The organism is Myxococcaceae bacterium JPH2, from assembly GCA_016458225.1.
In the GTDB taxonomy this organism is placed as follows: domain Bacteria; phylum Myxococcota; class Myxococcia; order Myxococcales; family Myxococcaceae; genus Citreicoccus.
Window position 1 is genome coordinate 98,057 of the sequence record JAEMGR010000013.1, and the last position, 19,003, is coordinate 117,059.

General features: G+C 70.6%; 16 protein-coding genes. 3 read left to right on the forward strand and 13 right to left on the reverse strand.

The features are described 5' to 3' along the window. Positions 1-8: 8 nt before the first annotated feature. Positions 9-431 carry an NUDIX hydrolase gene (locus tag JGU66_20835; protein ID MBJ6763221.1) on the reverse strand — a complete coding sequence of 141 codons (423 nt, stop codon included), beginning with the start codon at positions 429-431 and terminating at the stop codon, positions 9-11. Positions 432-491: 60 nt separating this feature from the next. Here JGU66_20835 and JGU66_20840 point away from each other — a divergent pair, with 60 nt between their 5' ends. Then, complete coding sequence (locus JGU66_20840; protein MBJ6763222.1) at positions 492-989, forward strand: hypothetical protein; 498 nt, start codon at positions 492-494, stop codon at positions 987-989. A 59-nt stretch (positions 990-1,048) separates the two neighbouring features. Continuing rightward, the gene (gene acs / locus JGU66_20845) at positions 1,049-3,004 is read left to right on the forward strand and encodes an acetate--CoA ligase (protein MBJ6763223.1); all 1,956 of its coding nucleotides are present in this window, start codon (positions 1,049-1,051) and stop codon (positions 3,002-3,004) included. A gap of 48 nt (positions 3,005-3,052) precedes the next feature. On the opposite strand, the gene JGU66_20850 is transcribed toward acs, so the two are convergent. Then, positions 3,053-5,611: a S8 family serine peptidase gene (locus JGU66_20850; GenBank protein MBJ6763224.1), complete on the reverse strand. Its 2,559-nt coding sequence runs from the start codon at positions 5,609-5,611 to the stop codon at positions 3,053-3,055. Between the two features lie 316 nt (positions 5,612-5,927). Between JGU66_20850 and JGU66_20855 the strand changes: the two genes are divergently transcribed. Further along, the gene (locus JGU66_20855) at positions 5,928-6,278 is read left to right on the forward strand and encodes a hypothetical protein (GenBank protein MBJ6763225.1); all 351 of its coding nucleotides are present in this window, start codon (positions 5,928-5,930) and stop codon (positions 6,276-6,278) included. A gap of 10 nt (positions 6,279-6,288) precedes the next feature. Here the strand turns inward: JGU66_20855 and JGU66_20860 are convergent, their stop codons facing one another. From JGU66_20860 to JGU66_20910, 11 genes are all read right to left on the reverse strand, one after another. Next, positions 6,289-6,705: a hypothetical protein gene (locus tag JGU66_20860; protein MBJ6763226.1), complete on the reverse strand. Its 417-nt coding sequence runs from the start codon at positions 6,703-6,705 to the stop codon at positions 6,289-6,291. Further along, positions 6,705-9,005 carry a glycosyltransferase gene (locus tag JGU66_20865; GenBank protein MBJ6763227.1) on the reverse strand — a complete coding sequence of 767 codons (2,301 nt, stop codon included), beginning with the start codon at positions 9,003-9,005 and terminating at the stop codon, positions 6,705-6,707. The genes JGU66_20860 and JGU66_20865 overlap by 1 nt, the downstream gene beginning before the upstream one ends. A gap of 170 nt (positions 9,006-9,175) precedes the next feature. Beyond that, a complete protein-coding gene (locus JGU66_20870; protein ID MBJ6763228.1) occupies positions 9,176-9,811 on the reverse strand; it encodes a hypothetical protein in 636 nt (211 codons plus the stop codon). Next, on the reverse strand, positions 9,808-10,677 hold the full coding sequence (locus JGU66_20875) for a ribonuclease HII (GenBank protein MBJ6763229.1): 870 nt from the start codon (positions 10,675-10,677) through the stop codon (positions 9,808-9,810). Before JGU66_20875 ends, JGU66_20870 begins: the two co-directional genes overlap by 4 nt. Before the next feature lie 270 nt (positions 10,678-10,947). Beyond that, positions 10,948-11,361, reverse strand: coding sequence for a carboxypeptidase regulatory-like domain-containing protein (locus JGU66_20880; GenBank protein MBJ6763230.1), 414 nt, complete (start codon positions 11,359-11,361; stop codon positions 10,948-10,950). Positions 11,362-11,444: 83 nt separating this feature from the next. Further along, positions 11,445-13,223 (reverse strand): M61 family metallopeptidase, encoded by a 1,779-nt coding sequence (locus JGU66_20885; GenBank protein MBJ6763231.1) that lies wholly within the window; start codon positions 13,221-13,223, stop codon positions 11,445-11,447. Positions 13,224-13,247: 24 nt separating this feature from the next. Beyond that, entirely contained in the window at positions 13,248-14,699 is a 1,452-nt protein-coding gene (locus JGU66_20890; GenBank protein MBJ6763232.1) for an RsmB/NOP family class I SAM-dependent RNA methyltransferase, read from the reverse strand. A 364-nt stretch (positions 14,700-15,063) separates the two neighbouring features. After that, positions 15,064-15,855 (reverse strand): hypothetical protein, encoded by a 792-nt coding sequence (locus tag JGU66_20895; GenBank protein MBJ6763233.1) that lies wholly within the window; start codon positions 15,853-15,855, stop codon positions 15,064-15,066. Beyond that, positions 15,852-16,556: a DUF4956 domain-containing protein gene (locus tag JGU66_20900; GenBank protein MBJ6763234.1), complete on the reverse strand. Its 705-nt coding sequence runs from the start codon at positions 16,554-16,556 to the stop codon at positions 15,852-15,854. The genes JGU66_20895 and JGU66_20900 overlap by 4 nt, the downstream gene beginning before the upstream one ends. Positions 16,557-16,568: 12 nt before the next feature. Further along, positions 16,569-18,275 carry a dTMP kinase gene (gene tmk / locus JGU66_20905; GenBank protein MBJ6763235.1) on the reverse strand — a complete coding sequence of 569 codons (1,707 nt, stop codon included), beginning with the start codon at positions 18,273-18,275 and terminating at the stop codon, positions 16,569-16,571. A 6-nt stretch (positions 18,276-18,281) separates the two neighbouring features. Continuing rightward, entirely contained in the window at positions 18,282-18,995 is a 714-nt protein-coding gene (locus JGU66_20910; protein ID MBJ6763236.1) for a VTC domain-containing protein, read from the reverse strand. Between the last annotated feature and the right edge of the window lie 8 nt (positions 18,996-19,003).

A 19,003-nucleotide genomic window follows, 5' to 3' on the forward strand; every position in this document is an offset into this window, starting at 1 on the left:
GGCGCGGGCTACAGCTTCCGGCGCTTCCCCGTCCGCTTGTAGGTCAGGTAGTCCGAGAGGATGGTGCCGTGGTCGAAGCACAGGTCCTGCGGCAGCGCGCTCACCGGAAAGGCCCGAGCCTCGGCGGCGTCATCCGCGCCGTGCGGCTCGCCCTGCGCCCTGCCGATGAACACCGTGGAGATGGTGTGCAGCCGCGGGTCGCGCTTGGGGTCCGAGTACGTGAAGAACTGCTCCTCCAGGGTGACCTCCAGCTCCGTCTCCTCCCGGGCCTCGCGGACGGCCGCCTTGTCCAACGGCTCGCCCTCGTCCACGAAGCCGCCGGGCAGGGCCCATCCCACAGGCGGATTGGCGCGCCGGATGAGCACGATGCGGTCCCCTGGCAGCTCGATGATGCAGTCCACGGTGGGTTTGGGGTTGCGGTATTCGGGCATGGGGACGCACTCTACCCCCTGCCGCCGCGGACGCACCGCGCCGCGTGCATCCCGTGGGGTATGGTGAGAGCCGTGTCCACCCTCCGACGCTTCGTGCTTGCGCTCCTCGTCTGTTCCGCTCTCACGCAGACGGCCTGTCTGCCGTTCGCTCAGCGCGAAGGCGAGTACAACATCACGCCCACCGAGGTGCTGCGCGACGACTGCGAGCTGCTCAGGGAGACGCAGGCGGATCTCCACCTCGCGCTCCAAATCACCGGCCGCGTGGTCCGCATCGACTTCGGCGTGCAGAACATGCAGCTCATCGGCTTCTTCCTCGAGGAGGGAGAGTCCTTCACCGCCGACGGCAGCGTGGCCAACGTCAGCACCAACACCAACGGGCTGGAGTGCCTCCTGGACGATGTGAGCGTCCACATGGAGGGCACGACGCAGTGCGCGACGCAGTTCGATGGCGTCCTGCGGGTCATCTACCAGTCCAACCGCCTGGAGCGCTGCTCGTGCGAGCTGTGGATCCGCTACCAGGCCGTTCAGGATGACAAACGGTGCGTGCCGGAGTCTTGAGTTGAGTGCCCGGGGTTCCTAGAACGGGGGGCGTTGCCACCTGTCTGGAGGGGAGCCCCATGGCTGACACACCGCAGGAGATCCACTCGGTCCTGACCGAGGCTCGCGTCTTCCCGCCGCCCGAGGCGTTCGCGCGGCGAGCCCACATCCGAGGCATGCAGGACTATCAGCGGCTGTGGGACGAGGCCGCGAAGGATCCGGAGAAGTACTGGGGCGACCGGGCCCGCGAGGAGTTGTACTGGAAGGAGCCCTTCCAGACCGTGCTCGACTGGAAGCCGCCCCACGCGCGCTGGTTCGTCGAGGGCCGCACCAACCTTGCGTACAACTGCTTGGATCGGCACCTGCCGGCGCTCAAGGACAAGCCCGCCATCCTCTTCGAGGGTGAGCCCGGGGACCGGCGCCGCATCACCTACGGCGAGCTCTCCGCGGAGGTGAACCGACTGGCCAACGGCCTCAAGTCGCTGGGCGTCCGCAAGGGCGACCGCGTGGGCATCTACCTGCCCATGGTGCCCGAGGCCGCGGTGGCCATGCTGGCGTGCGCGCGCATCGGCGCGGTGCACTCCGTGGTGTTCGGTGGCTTCTCCGCCGAGGCGCTGCAGGAGCGCATGAACGACGCGGGCGCGCGCGTGCTCCTCACGGCGGACGGCGGCTGGCGCAAGGGCGCGGTGGTGCCGCTGCTCAAGAACGTGACGGCGGCGCTCGCGAACACGCCGAGCCTGGAGAAGGTCGTCGTGCTGAAGCGCACGGCGGACGTGGAGAGCCCCTCGGGCCCCAAGTGGGTGGCGTGGGATGCGCTGGTGAAGGGCCAGTCCGACGTGTGCGAGCCGGAGTGGGTGGAGAGCGAGCACCCGCTGTTCATCCTCTACACCTCCGGCTCCACGGGGAAGCCCAAGGGCGTGCTGCACACCACGGCGGGCTACGCGCTGGGCGCCTCGCTCACCACGCGCTGGGTGTTCGACCTGCGCGACGACGACGTCTACTGGTGCACGGCCGACGTGGGCTGGGTGACGGGGCACAGCTACGTCGTCTACGGCCCGCTGATGAACGGCGTCTCCACCGTCATGTACGAGGGCGCGCCGGTCCACCCAGGACCGGATCGCTTCTGGGAGATCATCGCGCGCTACAAGGCCACCATCCTCTACACCGCGCCCACCGCCATCCGCGCCTTCATGCGCCTGGGTGAGGAGCACCCGCGCAAGCACGACCTGTCCTCGCTGCGCCTGCTGGGCAGCGTGGGCGAGCCCATCAACCCCGAGGCGTGGATGTGGTACCGCGACGTCATCGGCGGCGGGCGCTGCCCGGTGGTGGACACGTGGTGGCAGACGGAGACGGGCAGCATCATGATCTCCCCCTTGCCCGGGGCCACGCCCACCAAGCCGGGCTCGGCAACCTTCCCGCTGCCCGGCATCCACGCCGAGATTCTCGACCGCTCGGGCAAGCCGGTGCCGCGCGGGCAGGGCGGACTGCTCTTCATCACCAAGCCGTGGCCGTCCATGCTGCGCAGCGTGTACGGCGACCCCGAGCGCTACGTGCGCACGTACTTCAGCGAGCTGCCGGGTCGTTACTTCACCGGCGATGGCGCGCGCACGGACCAGGACGGCTACTTCTGGTTGATGGGGCGCGTGGACGACGTGGTGAACGTGGCCGGCCACCGGTTGGGTACCGCCGAGGTGGAGAGCGCGCTCGTGGCGCACGCGAAGGTCTCCGAGTCCGCCGTGGTGGGCCGCCCAGATGACCTCAAGGGCACCGCGCTCGTTGCCTTCGTCACGCTGAAGGCGGGCATCCGCCCGTCGCCGGAGCTGAAGAAGGAGCTGGCGGCGCACGTGTCCAAGGAGATTGGCGCCATCGCGCGGCCGGATGAGATTCGCTTCGCCGAGGGCCTGCCGAAGACGCGCTCCGGGAAGATCATGCGCCGGCTCTTGCGCGACGTGGCCGCGGGCAAGCAGGCCACGGGCGACACCACCACGTTGGAGGACCTCAACGTGCTCGCGGCCCTCAGCCAGAACGACGAATAGCCACGCCACGGGCCCCGCGTCGACCGCACGCGGGGCCCGAGTTCGTCGTCAACGAACCATCACGAGGTCCCCCGGAAGTCCCAGGGCGAAGGCTCCGTACGCGCTGTCGTACCAGGTGCCCGTCGCCGCGCGGTAGACAAGGTACTCGTCGGTGCCGTCGCCGTTGAGGTCGCCGAAGCGCGGCACGTCTCCTGGGATGCCATAAGCGAAGGTGCTGGTGCCTCCGCCGTGGATGTTGCGCGTGGTGAAGGTGCTGTCGCTCGGGCGCCACATGGCCAGGTTCCACTGGTTGCCGGACTTGTAGGGCACGGGGACCTCCGTCCATGCGCCGAAGGTGTACGTGGTGATGGCGCCGCTGATGGCGCGGATCATCCACTGGCCCGTGGAGGGGCGGTACAGCGTCATGTCGTCGTAGCCGTCGCCATCGAAGTCCCGCGCGAGCGGAACATCGCCCGCGGCGCCCCAGTTGACGGTGGCGCTCGTTCCGTTGGCGTAGCGAATCAGCCACTGCCCGCTGCTGCCGTTCCCCGTGAGGTAGGGCGGGCGATAGACGACCATCTCGGCCTTGTGGTCCCCCGTGAGGTCCATGGGCACGGGGATGTCACCGCGCGCGCCCCACTGGATGGCGATCGAGGTGTTGTCCGAGTTGAGCACGTACCAGTAGCCGGTGTCGGCTCGCCACACGGCCAGCTCCGCGCGGGCGTCGCCGGTGTAGTCACCCGGCACGGGGACATCTCCCGGTGCGCCCCACCCGGTGAACGTGGTGGCACCCGTGGCGGACGCCCGGATGATCCACGCCCCCGAGTCGGGCCTCCACACGGCGAGGTCGCTTCGCCCATCGCCATCGAAGTCGGTGGAGTGCGGGTTGGGGTAGCGGTTCTGCATGTGGGCGATCTGCTTGCGCAGGTCCGGGCGCGGCCCCACGTGTCCGCCTGCCCCTTGAGGCGTGCCGTCGCGCCGCAGCACGTCTCGCAACTCTCGTGGGGCGTAGATGGATCCGTAGCGCAGGTACATGACGGAGGAGAGCGCCACCGCGGCGCCCGTGACGATGGGCGACGCGCCGGACGTGCCCGCGAACATTCGGGTATAGGAGAGGTTCTCTCCCTCGGCGTTGTACAGGTCGCCGTAGCCCGTGGTGACGATGTGCCAGTCCCCCTCGGACTGCGTGTCCACGCGGCTGCCGTAGGTGGAGAAGCTGGCCTTGTTGCCCGTGAACTTCTCCGCCGCGCCCACGATGATGGCGCCCGAGTCCATCGCGGGATCCACCGCGCTGAAGTAGCCATTGAACGCGGGCAGGTCGAGGTTGCAGTTCCCGTTGCCGGCGGCCTCCACGACGATGCGGCCGTTGGCCGTGGCGACCTTGATGGCATCACGCACGGCGGGCACTACCTCGGAGGGGACGAGGTCGTTCGCGTCGAGCAGCCTGTCGCCGTTGCAGTCGAAGGTGTTGTACGCCTGCATCTCCAGGAGGATGACGGCGCCCGGCCAGAACTGGTTCGCCGCCGCATAGATGGCGGAGGGCCGGTCCTGTCCCGTGGTGGGGAACTCCGTGGACAGGCGCACGGCCGCGCTCGTCACCAGTCCCGTGGTGCCAAAGGCATTCAGGTCGCTGCTGAGCAGGCCTGTCACGGCGCTGCCGTGGTCGCGAGTGGACAGGAGGTTCGCGCTGGCGTGCGTCGTTCCATTGACGAGCACCGCGCCCGCCAGCTTCGTGATGTCTTGATGCGAGCGATTCCAGGCGTACTCGACATCGGTGTAGCCCCAGCCATCGCCATAGGCGTTCCAGTAGTGCGAGCGCAGCCAGTCCGTGTCGATGCCCACGGGCGCGGCCTCGCCGTAGTCCTGATCCGCCGTGTAGCTGGCCGTGAGTGACCACCCCGCGCCCGTGTTCGGAGCGGGCGACGTGAGGGCGCGCGGTAGTGGTGGGGCCTCGGCCAAGGTCGCGTCCTGGCCTCGCTCCCACTCACGAACATGCTCGGGCGTGGGCCAGTCCAGGCGGGGCTGCTCACGCCACGGGGCTTCGAACGCCGCCGCGCTCGCTCGGTCCATGCTCGGAGGCGCGACGGGAAGCGGCGAGGGATAGGCCACCTCCACCCCGTCCAAGGCGTTGAGCGCGGTGAGCGTGTCCGCGACCACCTGGTCCGACGCGGCATCGAGGTAGAGGTAGAACCACAGGTTCGGATCCGGCAACGGCTGTCCGGACAGCCGCTCGCCCTCGGCCTTGAGCTGTTGGGCGACGGACTCGGTGAAGGGATGCATCTTCATCGCCACGGAGCGCCGCACGCCGCCGAGCACGGCGCGGACCTGCTCCCACTCCACCCGGGCCGCGGTGTCGCGTGCCTGGCTCGTGTCGAGGACCAGTGCGCCTTCTCGGGCGCGCAGCGCGCGGCCCTCGCGGAACTTCACCTCGATGCGATTGCGGAAGCTGTTGCGCAGGTCGTCCGCCACATAGGTGCGCTTGAGGCCCGCATAGGTCGCGCGCGCGTCCGTCCTGGACTGCATGTCATGAGGCGAGTTCGAGATGCCGCGCGTCCCCGCCGCGCTCGTCGTGGTGCAAGTCAACAGCGTCGCCAGCAGCATGGCTGGCCGGGTGTTTCGACGTGTCATCGACCGCTCCTTGTCATCGCCCTGTTCGCAGGACGAACCCTGGAGTCTCGTGCACGCGTTGCACGCCGGCACCTGAGTCGCGTGCTCGCGGCCCGAGTCGCTGTCCACCCGGCGCCATGGCGACGCGATGCACGTGCAAGCTGCGAGGAAATCTCCGCTGGCGCGGTGAGGCGCGTGAGGAATTCGCCATGCGAGTGGGCGCGCGGACGTGCGTGGCGAAAGCGCGCGCTATGCTCGATGCATGTCAGCGCTCCTTCCGTATCTACCTGGGCAAGCCGCGACCTGGGCGAGGCGTGACGACGAGGGCCAGGAGCCCGTGACGATGGATCTGCCGGGCTGGACGATGACGGTCCAGGGCACCGAGGCGGGTGGCCCGCCCAACCTCCGCTGCTGGTCCTTCGAGCGCGGGAACGCATGCGTGCGCATGACGCGCCATTGGGATCAACCGCTGTCGCCGGGCTACCCCATGGTGGTGGCCTCGCGGCGCGTGGTGCGCACGGGCGCGGGCATGCTGGAGCTGGTCACCACCCGCGTGTTCGAGGGGCAGGAGGCGCGCGTGGACGTCGCCTTCATCCAAGGCGCGGACTGGCTGGTGCGCATCGTCTTCGAGAACTGCGACGCGCCCACGGTCGACGCGGCGATGGGCCGGCTGTCCGTTCGCGAGTGAGCCCGCGTGGCTAGGGTGAGGCGAGCACCCATTCGATGAAGTGCAGGTCCTCGCGCGTGTACACGAAGGACACGCTGGTGGGCGTCCACTCCACGCGGTCCACCAGTCCAATCGCGTCGGTGAAGACTTCGTCGAGCTTGCGCCCGTGCGCGTCGCGCAGCCGCACGTAGCCGGGGCTGTACGTGTCGCCCCCGTCACCGGGCATCGTCATGCGCAGGAACTTGGGCGGGAAGCTCCAGAGCACGGCGCGCTCCAGCTGGAAGTTCCCATCCGGGCTCACCTGGACGGAGATGACGGTACCCTCGTGGTACGTCACCCCGAGGGCTCCGCCTGCCACCAGCGCGCTGCCCGCCAGCAGCGCCCACGCGAGAGGCCGGGCTCGCCGGACGCCAAGGCGCTCGGCCTGTCGCGTGGGGGGGGCCGCCATCAGACCGCGCGGATGTTGCGCACGTCGGGCGCGGACGCGGGCTCAGGAGAGGCGGGGCGCGCGGGCCGCTCGGACGCGAGCAGCTTCTTGCCGCGCATGAAGGCCGCGGCGTTGACCACCATGCGCTTGGCCTTGCCGCGCAGCGTGGCCGAGGCCACCACGTCCCGCCGCAGCAGCAGCCACGGCGCGGTGTTCCGCAGCAGCGTCACCGGCGAGTACAGCACGCCCAGGAACAGGTACTCGGTGGACAGGTGGTTGACCCGCTTGCGCAGCGACATGCTGACGCGGTTCTCGCAGCCGCCCTGCGCCGACTCGAAGTGGTAGAGCACCGCGTCCGGCGCGTACACCAGGTGCTCGCCGTGGCGGAACAGCTCCGAGCAGAAGAGCGTCTCGTCGCGGAAGGCGGAGGGCGCCATGCGCTCGTCGAACCACGCGTGCCCGAAGAGGGCGGTGGTGGGCGCGCGCTTGAAGCTCATGTTCGCGCCCATGGGCGTGTGCGGCACCAGCACCGCCGAGCGCTCCACCGAGTCGAAGTTCGCCTCCACGAAGCCCGACATGCGGATCTGCCCGACGGCGCGCTCCTTCGTGGTGCGGTCGGCGTCCAGTCGCGAGCGGATCCGCCCCGCCACGCCGATGGCGCCCGGGTTGTCCTGCGCCGCGCGCACGTGCGCCATGACGAAGCCCGGCGCGAGCACCACGTCGTCATCCACGAAGATGACCAGGTCCCCGTGCGACGAGGCCACGCCCACGTTGCGCGCGCGCGTCAGCCCGGCCGGCTGGGACGGCACGAAGCGCAGCGCGGGCTCGTCGCGCCAGTCCGGCCGCATCTCGTAGACGCGCTCGGGCATGCCCTCGTTCTGGTACACGACGATGACCTGCGCCTGGATGCCCGCCTCGCGCGCCGCCGTCGCCTCGCGCAGCAGCGAGGGCAGCGAGATGGTCAGCTCCTCGAAGCGGTTGTACGAGCAGCAGACGATGTCCACGCTGTTCACGGGCAGCTCGCGCAGGCGCGCGGTGCGCGTGCGCTCCAGCGTGGCGTCCGGCATCTGCGGCGCCACCTGCGTGCGCACGAAGTCCAGGTAGGCGCGGTCGTTCTCCGCGTAGAGCTGCTGGAGCACGGCGCGGTTGCGGGGCGCGCCGGCCTCGTACGCCGAGATCCGCTCGGGCAGCTCCGCGAAGACGCGCGTCAGCTCCTGCGCCTTCTTGAACAACCCCAGGTAGCGGATGCCGCGGCGCTCCAGCTCGCGGGCCGCGCCCACCTCGGCCGCGATGACCGGCAGGTCCGCCGCCAGCAGCTCCACCAGGTTGAACCCGAACGACTCGGACGTGGACGCCATGAGGCCGCCGTCCGCGTTCGCCATGATGCGGGCCAGCTCCGCGTCGGACACGCTCCCCATCCACTCGAAGGCCGTGTCCGCGATGCCCGGGAAGCGCTCCTCGAGCATCTTCTGGTAGCTGCCGAACGGGCCCATGGGGACGTCGCGGCCCACCGCCTGGATGCGCACGCGGCGGCGCTGCTCCGGCGTCAGCCCCGCCAGCGCCGAGCACACCAGGTCAAAGCCCTTGCGGTGCTCGATGCGCCCCACCATCACCAGCCGGAACACGTTGTCCGACGGCGCGCGGGCGCGCTTGGTCCGCGGCGTGATGCGGGCGAAGTTGAACGGCAGGAGGAAGTCGTGCTCGCGCGCGCGGCTCACCCCGAGCAGGGACGTGCGCACGCGGTCCTTGAAGTACCCGGCATAGTCCGGGTTGGAGTACAGCCGGTGCTTGAGCAGGAGCTGCTGGATGGTCTCCGAGTGCAGATGCACCTGCACGCCCAGGTCGCCGCGGTCGAGCCCGTTCTGCTGAACGACCTCTTCGTACGGCGTGACGATGCGCACCACGGTGCGCTCGTTGAGCCAGGGCACGAAGTGGAAGAAGAGCGTCTCGGCGCGCCAGTTGGTCGTCTCCACCCAGAGGATGTCGCGACCCCAGAGCTGCGTGAGTTCGAACGTCTTTTCCAGGACGCGGGCCGCGAAGGCCACGTTGCCGAAGTGCAGCTTGCGGCCCAGCACGGGCACGGCCTTCTGCAGGGCCTTGGACAGATAGGAGCGCGACCCGGTGACGCGGTGGACGAGGTTTCCCGCCGCGTCGAGGTGCATGAACTCCTCGTCCGTATCGGACTCGGCGATGACCTCGACTTCGAAGCCTTCGCGCTGGAGCTGCACGGCGAGGTGCTGGGCGAGATACGCGGCACCGCCCCAGGCGGTGTAGGGAGGGTATTCGCCGAACACGAGGAGGACGACTGGCTTGCGATTCATGGAACTCCCCATCCCGGCCCGACCCAGGCGGGGGCCTGGGGTCTGGAGGACGGAGAGAATGCCATCCGCCCTCGTGGGAACCAACACCGGATGATGGATGAAACAGAGCGAAAAATGAGCGGACGCCACGTCTTGTGGTGCACGTCAACACCCGCGGGTTTCATGGCGGACTACGGGCCTCGCTGAAGGTGGATGATGGCCTCGTCCAACAGCGCGGCCACGCCTCGACGTACCACGTGAACAACCTTGTGGTGGTGGATCGTCGACCCGTGCGTGTAGTGACCGCTGACCTTGTGGTGCAGCTCGGTCGCACCCCAGACGAGCACCAGGTCTCCCCACTCGAGGTCGCTCTTCGCCCGGTCGGCCGTGCGCCGCTCCGTCCCATCCACCATCCGCAGCGCGATGTGCTCGCCGAGCTTGGCCTCCAACTCCTCGCGAACCGCAGGAGAGCCGCCCACCACCACCACCCGGTGGACGCCATGGCGCCGGCACGCTTCCAGGAAGGCCACCTCGGCGCGGTGATTGGCCGAGCCTCCGCATCGGGCGCAGTGGCTGCGAGGCTCCACGCGCAGGGGCTCGCGCCCGCTTGCTCGCGCCACCTGGAGGCAGGCGGGATCCGCGCAGACGGGGAAGAAGCGCTCGGAGAGCAGCTCGGCGGCCCGCAGCAGCTTGGGCTCACTCATGCGCGCCTTGCCCTGGCGGGTGAGGCCCGCGCCCTCCAGCACCTCGCGGGCGCGCGCGCGCGTCTCGGTGAGGCTGAGCCCGCGCTCCGCCAGCCATCCGTCGATGTCCCGGTCCGCGCTCATGGCGAGCCCGCCGGCCTGGCGCGAGGGGCGAACAGGTCCGTCTGCACGGGGCCGGGCGCATCCAGCCCGAGCGCCTCGCGCACCGGCGCGAAGGACCGACGGTGGATGGGCAGCACGCCGCGCTCGCGCAGCGCCTGGAAGTGTTGCGCGGTGGGGTAGCCCTTGTGGGCCGCCAGCCCGTAGCCCGGATAGCGCGCGTCCAGCTCGCCCATGAGTCGGTCGCGCGTCGTCTTCGCGAGGATGGAGGCGGCGGCGATGCTCAGCGACAGGGCGTCGCCGTGGATGATGCCTCGCTGGGGAGCGGGGCACTCCGGGATGGTGCGTGCGTCCACCAGCACATAGTCGGGCCGGTGCGAGAGCCCCTCGACGGCCCGGCGCATCGCGAGGAGGCCCGCGTGGTAGATGTTGAGGCGGTCGATCTCCTCGACCTCCGCCTGGCCTATCGCCCACGCCACCGCGTCGCGCTTGATGGCCACGGCGAGCGCCTCGCGCTTGTCCGCGTCGAGGACCTTCTTCGAGTCATCCAGCCCCTTGAGCTTGAAGCCCTTGGGGAGGATGGCGGCGGCGGCGACCACGGGGCCGGCCAGCGGCGCCATGCCCGCCTCGTCCACCCCCGCGACCTTCATCAACCCCTGCTCCCACAGCTCGGTCTCGAAGCGCAGGAGGTGGCGCAGCCGCTGCCCCTCGGCGCGGTTCTTCTCCTGCCGGGAGCGGATGCGGCGAGCGAGGGTGCGCGCGCCCTGACGGGCATCTGCCTCCAGGGCCTGGAGCAGCCCCTGGGGCACGGCTTGCGCCTGGGTGACGTAGCGCTCGGTCAGCTCGGAGAGCGAGCACTGGAGAAGCGATTCCACGCTGTCGACGGACATGACGGGGCCTGCGAAGGGCTATGCCCTAGAGGTATCCGGGGGAACGACCTGCTGGACACTGCCAACACGCGCGGTCCCACAACATGCCCGGTCCTTGTCCGCCCGAGTGCACCGCTGTCCCGCCACCAGGAAGGGGAGGGAGGCCGGGCATCGGACAGCCGCGAGGACGTGACGCATGGCGCAAGCCGTACCCCAGGCGATGGGGTCGGCACAACCGCCAGAGGAGGGCTTCGAGTGGATTTCACCGGGACGCCAGGAACGCCCGGGCCGTCATTCGCTCAGCTGAAGGCGGAGGGCCGTGGGGACTGGCGCGCAGTGGCACGGGTCGCACGTCCACTCCACGCGCACCGCGGAGGACGTCTTCGAGCCCGCCGTCGCCACCACGTGCAGCGGGCCTGGGGAGAGCACCTCGTCGATGGCGGTGGTGACCCCCTGGTCATTGGTGAGGGCGGTGATGCTGACATTGGAGTCCAGGTTGGTGGCGACCACCGTCGCGCCCCGCACGAGCGCGCCGTCGGCCGCGACGACCTCCACGTGCAGTGCCAGCGGATCCGGTTGACAGGTGGACTCTGTCCGCGTGCCGCGAGGGGCGTCGTCGCACCCCGCCAGCAGCAGCAGCCCGAGGATTCCCGAGCGCCATGACCCGTGCCTCCGCTTCGCCCCCGTCCCACCCACCCGCGCCATGGAGGAGAAGGTGGGGCGGGGAGGTGTCGCTGGCAACGCGACTGTCGCGCGGAAGTCGCTCCTGTCGCGCCGGGCGTCCGGTGTTAGCTGGGCCCGGTGGCCTCGTCCCACGGCGCGCCGAGCCAGGCCTGGAACGCGGCCTTCTGCGCGTCGGTGGGCTTGTCCACCCGCACCAGGTACGCGGCCTCGGCGGGCTTCTGTCCCAGCACCACCGGCACGGTCAGCAACCGGTCGCGGCGGTAGAGCGTCACGCGCACCGTGTCGCCCGGGCGCTTGTCCTCGCAGCGCCCCACCAGCGCGGCGCCGTCCGCGCGCCAGCCGTCCAGCGCGACGATTTCATCCTCGGGATAGAGGCCGGCCTCCATCGCGGGCGAGCCCTCCAGCACCGAGGCGAGCGTGGCCTGTCCCTTCGTCGTCACGCCCAGCCAGCCCTTGGGCTTCTGCTCACTGGCCTTCACGCGGGGCGCGCTGCCGCCCTTGTCGCTCGCGGACTCGCGCGGGCGCAGGCGCAGCTCCAGACCCACGTGCGAGAACAGCGAGTAGTCCAGCTCCTCGGTGGAGCGCACCGCCCGGTCGAAGAAGGGCGTGAGGTCCGTGCCCGCCACCTCGCTGGCCAGCGCCTCCACGCCGTCCTCGGGCACCCCCGAGCCGTCGCCGTAGCGCTGCCACAGCCCGCGCATCACGTCGTCCAGGCCGCGCGTGTCCTGGGTCGCGCGGCGCAGCTCCAGGTCCAGCAGCGCGGAGACGACCTCGCCCTTGAGATAGTAGGAGATGGCGCTGTTGAGCGAGTTCTCGTCCGGGCGGTAGTGCTTCACCCAGCTCACCAGCGATGCCTCGGCCAGTGTCTGTGTCTTGCGGCCCGGCGTGGACTGGAGCGCGGTCAAAGTCTCGCCCAACCGCTGGAGGTAGCGCGCGGCGGACATGAGCCCCGCGCGGCGCACGAGCAGGTTGTCGTAGTACGCCGTGGCGCCCTCGAAGGCCCACAAGAGCGTGGTGTAGTTCTCCTGCGCGTAGTCGAACGGCACGAGCGCGCGTGGCTTCACCCGCTTGATGTTCCACAGGTGGAAGTACTCGTGCGCCGCCAGGGTGAGGAAGTCCTCCCAGCCGCGGTGCGAGCCCAGCCCGAGCCGGGGGAAGACGAGGACGGTCGACGCCTGGTGCTCCAGTCCGCCCCGGCCCTTGTCCGAGAGGTAGACGAGGAACAGGTAGCGCTTCATCGGGAGCGAGCCGCCGTACATCCGCGCCTGCGTCTCGCACACCCGCTGGAGGTCCGCGCAGAGCTTCTCCGCGTCCGGAACGCTGTCGCCCCACACCACGACGTCATGGGGCACGCCCGCGGCGGTGAAGGTCAGCGGCGTGTGTGGCCCCACCTCGAAGGGGCTGTCGATGAGCGTGTCCAGGTCCTCGGCCACGAAGGCGCCGTCCTGCTGCTCCAGCGCGCAGAAGGCTCGCCAGCCCTCGGGCGCCACCACGGTGACGTGATGCGCGAGGCGCCGCGTGGCCTCCGTGTAGAGGAAGACGGTGGCGCCGTTGAAGTAGCCGTGGCTGCCATCCAGGTGGCTGGTGCGCACCGTCAGCTCATTCGCGTAGACGCGGTAGCGCAGGGTGACGGCCTGCCCACCGGCCTGCACGCGCCACGTGCGCTTGTCCACGCGCGACACCGGCAGCGGGCGGCCTTGCGCGTCCTGCGCGGACACGTCCTGCACGTGCCGCGCGAACTCGCGCACCAGATAGCTGCCCGGCGTCCACACCGGCATCAGGGCCTCGAGCACGTCCGGGCCCGAGGGGAAGCGGGCCTCGACCTCGAAGAGGTGCGCGTGCGGCCGAGGCATGGAGACGCGATAGTGGACCGCTTCCGGCATGGACTTGTCCCTCGTGCGGATGTCCTACGGGCGCTTGGCCCGGACGAGCACGGCGCCGAAGAAGCCATCCGTGCCATGGGTGTGCGGAGCCAGTCGCAGGTACGGCCCAGGGCCCACCTTCGCGCCCAGCTCGGCGCCGAGCACCTCGGCCACCGGGCGCACCGTGAACTCCGGGTGGTGGGCGAGGAAGTGCTCGATGACCTGCTCGTTCTCCTCACGCAGCACGCTGCACGTGCCGTAGATGAGCCGGCCGCCTGGCTTCACGAGCTGGGCGAAGCGCGCGAGCAGCGTCTTCTGCCGCGCCACGTGCATGGCCAGGTCGTCGGGCGTCAGGCGGTAGCGCGCGTCCGGCTTGCGGCGGAAGGTGCCCGTGCCGCTGCACGGCGCGTCCACCAGCACGCGGTCCGCCTTGTCCTTCAAGGGCTCGAGCGCCGCGTCCACCTCAGGGCCTTCCGGCGGGATGAGCAGCGTGCGCACGTTGTGTACGCCCGCGCGGCGCGCGCGCTTCTTGAGTTCTTCCATCCGGCGCGTGTCGATGTCCAACGCGTGAAGGTCGCCGCGGTTCTTCATCTGCGCGGCGAGCTGGAGCGTCTTGCCACCCGCGCCCGCGCACGCGTCCACCACTCGGGTCGGGGGCGCATCGACGAGCATGCCCAGCAACTGGCTGCCCTCGTCCTGGATCTCCAGCCCGCCCTCGCGGAACGACTCCAGCGAGAAGATGTTGAGCCGCGTCTCCAGCACGAGCCCGAACGGCGACAGCGGCGTGGGCGTGGACTGCACCTCCTCGGCCTGGAGGCGGGCCTGGAGCGCGGTGCGGTCGCCCTGGATGGGATTGGCCCGGGCGGTGAGCGGCGCGCGCTCGTTCATCGCCTCGGCGGCGCGGGCGGCATCCTTGCCGAAGACGTCGCGGAAGCGCTCGGCGAGGAAGTCCGGCAGCGACGCTGCGATGGCGAAGCGCTCGGCCTCGGGCAGGGCCTCCAGCGCGGCGGCGGCGCTCGGCAGCGCCTCCAACACGGCGGCCTCCGCGGGGCTCAGCGCGCTGGTGCGAGCCACCATCGACGGGGACTCGCCGTACAGCACGCGCGAGGCGGCCAGCCGCATCACGTCCTGGCGCGTGGTGTCCAGCGAGTCGAAGCGCTTGTGGGCGCGGCCGAGGAGGAAGTCCACCGTGCGCTGGCGGCGCAGGAGCGCGTAGACCCGCTCGGCCACGGCGCGGCGCTCGGACGAATAGAGGTTCGTCTTGCGGCGCAGCACGAAGTCCAGGGCCCGGTCGGACAGGCGGCCCTCGTGGCGAACCAGCCCGTATGCCTCCAGGCTCGCCTGGAGCACCAGGTCCTCGCGCATGGGCCGGGTGGCGCTCTCGGCGGCGGTCGGCTTGGGCCGCTTGCCGGGGCGCTCGCCGGGCGCGCGCGACGAAGAGGGCGAGGATGCGGAGGCGTGCCGGCGGGACTGCCCGGACTTTCGTTTCATGGCCATGGAGGACTGGGGCCATCGCACCCCCAGGGCCGGGTTGACAAGCGCTGATGTGCGGGAGGCCCTTGGGGACCTTGAGTTTCCCGGAAACCCCGAAGGCAGACATGTCGGCCTGGGAGGACGTCCCACGTTGGGCCCGAGGGGGCCGGGGGAGGGGCCAGGGGCTCGTTCAGGACGAAGCCATCCTCCAGGGCCACGCAGTCCGTGGACCGGCGGAAGGCCACAGGAGCCTGGGGCGGCGCCACATTGGGGAGGCAGGGCTGACAGGTCGGCACGGGCGCGGCGTGGGCCTGCATGAGCCAGGGGCGCACCCCGAGGAGCCACCCGATGCGCATGGGGACCACGGCCATCCCTTCCGCGCGCGACGCTAGGGCGCCTTCACGTCGTAGGCGCTCAGTTCCTCGGTGCGCTCGCCTTCCTCGCGGACCTTGCCCACACCGGGCACCAGCCAGTAGGTGCGCCGCTTCCCGTCTTTCGCCTGTCCCGCGCCGTCGAGCTTGTCGCGCTGCACCTCGATGGCGTCATGGAACGTGCCCGCGGGCGTGACGACCGTCTCTCCCACCGCCACCACCTTCCACGCATAGGTCGTGGCCTTGGTGGTGGCGGTGCCATTCGGCGCGGTGACGGTTTCACGCACCACGTCCCGCTGTTCCCATGGCAGTGCCGCGGGCACCTGGGCCACGGCCTTCATCGTCGCGGGGGCCCAGGTGGTGACGCGCACGCGCGTGCCGTTCTCGAAGTCCTCTTCGCGCAGCCGCACCACCACACCCTGGGCCAGCTCGAGCTGGAACGAGTCCTCCGCGTACACGTCCCCCGTCGTCCGGGAGCGGTCCTGCACGCTGTGCACGCGCACCGCTGTCGTGCTCGTGCCCTCGACACGCTCCGGGCCCTGCACCGTCACGGTCTTCCGGAAGGTGCCCTGGACGGGGTCGGTGATCCGATACGTCCAGGTGGAGCCCGTGGTCAGCGGCCACAGGCCGTGTGGCGACGCGGGCACGGGTGTTCCGGTGGCGCCGTCGTCGGGAGCGTTGGGGTCCACGGGGGTGCCGGGCACGTCCACCGGCGCATTCCCGGGAGTCGGCTCGGTGGGGAGGCTGCCGCCGCCACAGGCCATCAGCGCTCCACTGGCCACGAGCGCGGCCGTCCATCCGAGCCTCATGCCGGGTCCTCCTTGGCGCTCTTGGGCGCCATCGCTGTCCAGCGCAGCCCCCGGAGGGGCGCTCCCACCGTGCGGCCCATGGCCGCGGCCAGCATTCCCGGCTCGGACTCCTCGACCTCCAACTCCAGCCGACGGCTGTCGAAGTCGAGGGCGCAGCTCTTCACCAGCACGTTGCGGTCGCCCAGGGCCTTGCGCAGCGCGGCCTCGGCGCCGACGAGGTCATCGGACTGCGCGCTCAGCAACAGCCGCTGCCGGGCCACCGTCTTCGCGGGCCGATTGAACAGGTCCAGGACGAACAGCAACACGGTGGTGAAGGCCGTGCCCACGGCCGCCAGCACGAGGTTCCCGTGCCCGCACGCCATGCCGAAGCCGATGACAAGGAAGAGGATGGCCGCGTCGCGCGGATCCTTCAGTCCCGAGCGGAAGCGCACGAAGCCGCCCAGCCCCACCAAGCCGAACGCCTTGGCCACGCTGTTGCCGATGACGGTCGTGATGACCGCCGCCGCGGCGCACAGCAGCACCTGGGCCTGCACCATCTCCGCGCGGGGCAGGGGATGTCCGAGCAAGGGCCGCCAGGGCCTCAGCGACAGCAGCGTCCCGATGAGCACCGCGGCCAACATGCGCGGAAGAATGGACGCCAGGGAGAAGGCGTGAAGCTCGGTCTGAACCTCTTGCATGAGGGGCGCGAACGCGGTGTCCATGTCGGCGGCCTCCTAGGATTCGAGTTGAACCGTGGGGCTCGGCTGAGTCCCGGAGCGAGGAACACGGCCCGAGCGCGCTGCTTCGCGCGCCGTGGCCACCACGGCGTAGGCATTGCGCAGCACCGGCAGGCTGCCCGGATGGGACTCCAGCGCGCGCTCCAGCAACACGCGGGCTTCGGGCCCCAGCAGCAGTCCGCGCAGCGAGGACACCACCGTGCAGGTCCACTGCCGTGCGTGGCGCGCGCGCAATCGCCAGGCGCGCGGATCATCCAAGCCATCCAGTGAGTCGATGGCCTCCTTCGTGCGTGTCGCGCCGCGCTCGCGCAGGGCCCACGCGTCGTCCGTGGTGAGCCCCGTCACGGAGCGGAGCACGAGCTTCAGTGCCTTGCCCTCGAGTTGGGCCCGAAGGGTCCGTGCCACCGGCGTGTCCAAGCCGGTGGTGCTGCGCAGCACCGCCAACCGGTCGTGTGACACCAGCTCCTGGCGCACGGCCTCGGCGCGCGGGGAGTCCAGTCCCGCGAGGCTGCGCGCGACCGCGGGATACAGCTCGCGTCGCATGCCTGCCTCGCGAACCTCCCAGGATTCTTCTCCATCCACGCCCCCCAGGCCCGCGAGCACGTCTGCAAGTCGTCCGTCGCGCAGGCCGCGCTCGCGCAGGGCCCAGGCCTCGGGTGAGGCATGGTGTGACAGGCTGGCCAGGACCTCGGACGCGGCCTGGGGATACAGCCTCATTCGCAAGGCATCCGCGCGCGGTGACGTGAGCGCCTCCAGCCCGCTCGCCACGCTCGTGGGCGTCGTCGCCGCGAGCGCCTCGCGCAAGTCCCACGCCGCTTCGTCGTCCAGTCCGAGCAGCCCGCCCGCGATGAGGGCAGGGTAGCGCTCGGCCAGGGCGAGGCGCCGCTGATGCGCGGGCAGTCCCGGAATGCGGCCCAACATCCATGCGGCCAGATGCGGCTCGCGAGGCTCCAGCGCATCCATCGCGAGGAAGAAGCGCGACTCCACATCGGCCACGGATGCCGTGCCCGGCTGCGGTGCCGGGGGCGCGGGCACGAGCCGCTGCACGGGCAGCTCGCGCTGCTCCAGCCGCGCCACCACGGCCTCCACCAGCCGCTGCTCCAACACCCACAGGGGCTGCTCGTTGTTCTCCAGGATGAGCCAGTGATGCGGATCCTTCCGGGCCATGGCGAGGAAGGACTCGCGCACGCGCACGGACAGGCCCGCGCCCGACAGGCCCTTGCGGCTGTCGGCGTCTTGCGCGCGTCCTCCCTGGACCTTGCCCAGGCGCTTGCGCAGCCGCGCCAGCTCGGGATCCACATCCACCAGGATGACCAGGTCGGGCCACAGCCCCTGGGCGGCCAGCTCGCAAGCGCCCTGCAGGGAGTCCATGGGCAGGCCCCGGCCACCGCTGCTCAGCGCGAGCTGCGAGTGCAGGTACCGGTCCGTGATGCACACCTCGCCGCGAGCCAGCGCGGGCGCCACCACCTCTTCCAGTTGCTGCGCATCGCGCGCCAGGTTGAGGAAGAACTCGGCGCGGGAGGTCATCTCCAGCAGGCGCGAGTCGCGTGTCAGCTCCCGGATGCGCCGCGCGGTGGGCGACTGCAGCTCGCCGCCCTCGCGCGCGTGCACCACCTTGTACCCGAGCCGCTTGAGCCGCGCGGCCAGCAGGTTGGACAGCGTCGTCTTGCCGCTGCCGTCGATACCTTCAAAGTCGATGAACACGGTGCCCTATCCCCCCGTCGCCCCGGCCGCGGTGAAGGCGTGGACGCGTGCCATGCCTTCCGCGAACTTGCTGTAGGCCGGCGCGCCCCCCACTTGCAGCGCCGCCAGCCACCCGGGCAGCTCCCGCCCCAGGTGCTTCACCTCGACCACCACGCGCGAATCCCTCGCCACGGGCGCGCCCAATCGCTCGAACGTCAGCGCCGTGTCGCCCAGGGCCACCTCGGGGGTGATGGCGTGGAAGCCGATGCTCCGGTCCACCGTCACTCGCCAGGTCTCTTCCGCCTGGTACACGTGCCGCTGATACGTCACCGCCAACACGGGCCGCAGGCTGCCGCCCGCGATGAGGGGCAGCAGCCGCGCGCCCCCGCGCACCGCCTGACCGAGCCGAGCGCGTGGCACCCACAGGCGCCGCTTCTGCGTCACGCCGCCACGCTCCCGCTTGACCTCCAGCACCACGCGCTCCTGGCCTCCTGCTCCCAGGTCCGGCGCGTACTCCTTCGTGCGGACCTTGAGGCAGTCCTCGGGCGTGCGCAGCGCGCGCAGTGCCAGGGGACAGCCCGGCTTGTCGAAGTAGACCGACACGATGCGGGTGGGCGGGCTCGATGTGCCCTGCATCTCCTGGGACAGACGGTCGTGGAGCGCCGCGACCTGGCTCTCCTCGAGCACGAGCTTGAACTCACGGCGCAGCCGCGTGACCTCGCCTTCGGCGAACGAGCGCATGGTGGACT

Excerpts from the sequence above, each read along its gene's own strand:
- JGU66_20860 (MBJ6763226.1), bottom strand. The coding sequence starts at position 6,705 with ATGGCGGCCCCCCCCACGCGACAGGCCGAGCGCCTTGGCGTCCGGCGA.
- JGU66_20890 (MBJ6763232.1), bottom strand. The coding sequence starts at position 14,699 with ATGGCCATGAAACGAAAGTCCGGGCAGTCCCGCCGGCACGCCTCCGCA.
- JGU66_20875 (MBJ6763229.1), bottom strand. The coding sequence starts at position 10,677 with ATGTCCGTCGACAGCGTGGAATCGCTTCTCCAGTGCTCGCTCTCCGAG.
- JGU66_20835 (MBJ6763221.1), bottom strand. The coding sequence starts at position 431 with ATGCCCGAATACCGCAACCCCAAACCCACCGTGGACTGCATCATCGAG.
- JGU66_20880 (MBJ6763230.1), bottom strand. The coding sequence starts at position 11,361 with ATGGCGCGGGTGGGTGGGACGGGGGCGAAGCGGAGGCACGGGTCATGG.
- JGU66_20840 (MBJ6763222.1), top strand. The coding sequence starts at position 492 with ATGGTGAGAGCCGTGTCCACCCTCCGACGCTTCGTGCTTGCGCTCCTC.
- JGU66_20895 (MBJ6763233.1), bottom strand. The coding sequence starts at position 15,855 with ATGAGGCTCGGATGGACGGCCGCGCTCGTGGCCAGTGGAGCGCTGATG.
- JGU66_20910 (MBJ6763236.1), bottom strand. The coding sequence starts at position 18,995 with ATGCGCTCGTTCGCCGAAGGCGAGGTCACGCGGCTGCGCCGTGAGTTC.
- JGU66_20850 (MBJ6763224.1), bottom strand. The coding sequence starts at position 5,611 with ATGACACGTCGAAACACCCGGCCAGCCATGCTGCTGGCGACGCTGTTG.
- JGU66_20900 (MBJ6763234.1), bottom strand. The coding sequence starts at position 16,556 with ATGGACACCGCGTTCGCGCCCCTCATGCAAGAGGTTCAGACCGAGCTT.
- JGU66_20870 (MBJ6763228.1), bottom strand. The coding sequence starts at position 9,811 with ATGAGCGCGGACCGGGACATCGACGGATGGCTGGCGGAGCGCGGGCTC.
- JGU66_20865 (MBJ6763227.1), bottom strand. The coding sequence starts at position 9,005 with ATGAATCGCAAGCCAGTCGTCCTCCTCGTGTTCGGCGAATACCCTCCC.
- acs (MBJ6763223.1), top strand. The coding sequence starts at position 1,049 with ATGGCTGACACACCGCAGGAGATCCACTCGGTCCTGACCGAGGCTCGC.
- JGU66_20885 (MBJ6763231.1), bottom strand. The coding sequence starts at position 13,223 with ATGCCGGAAGCGGTCCACTATCGCGTCTCCATGCCTCGGCCGCACGCG.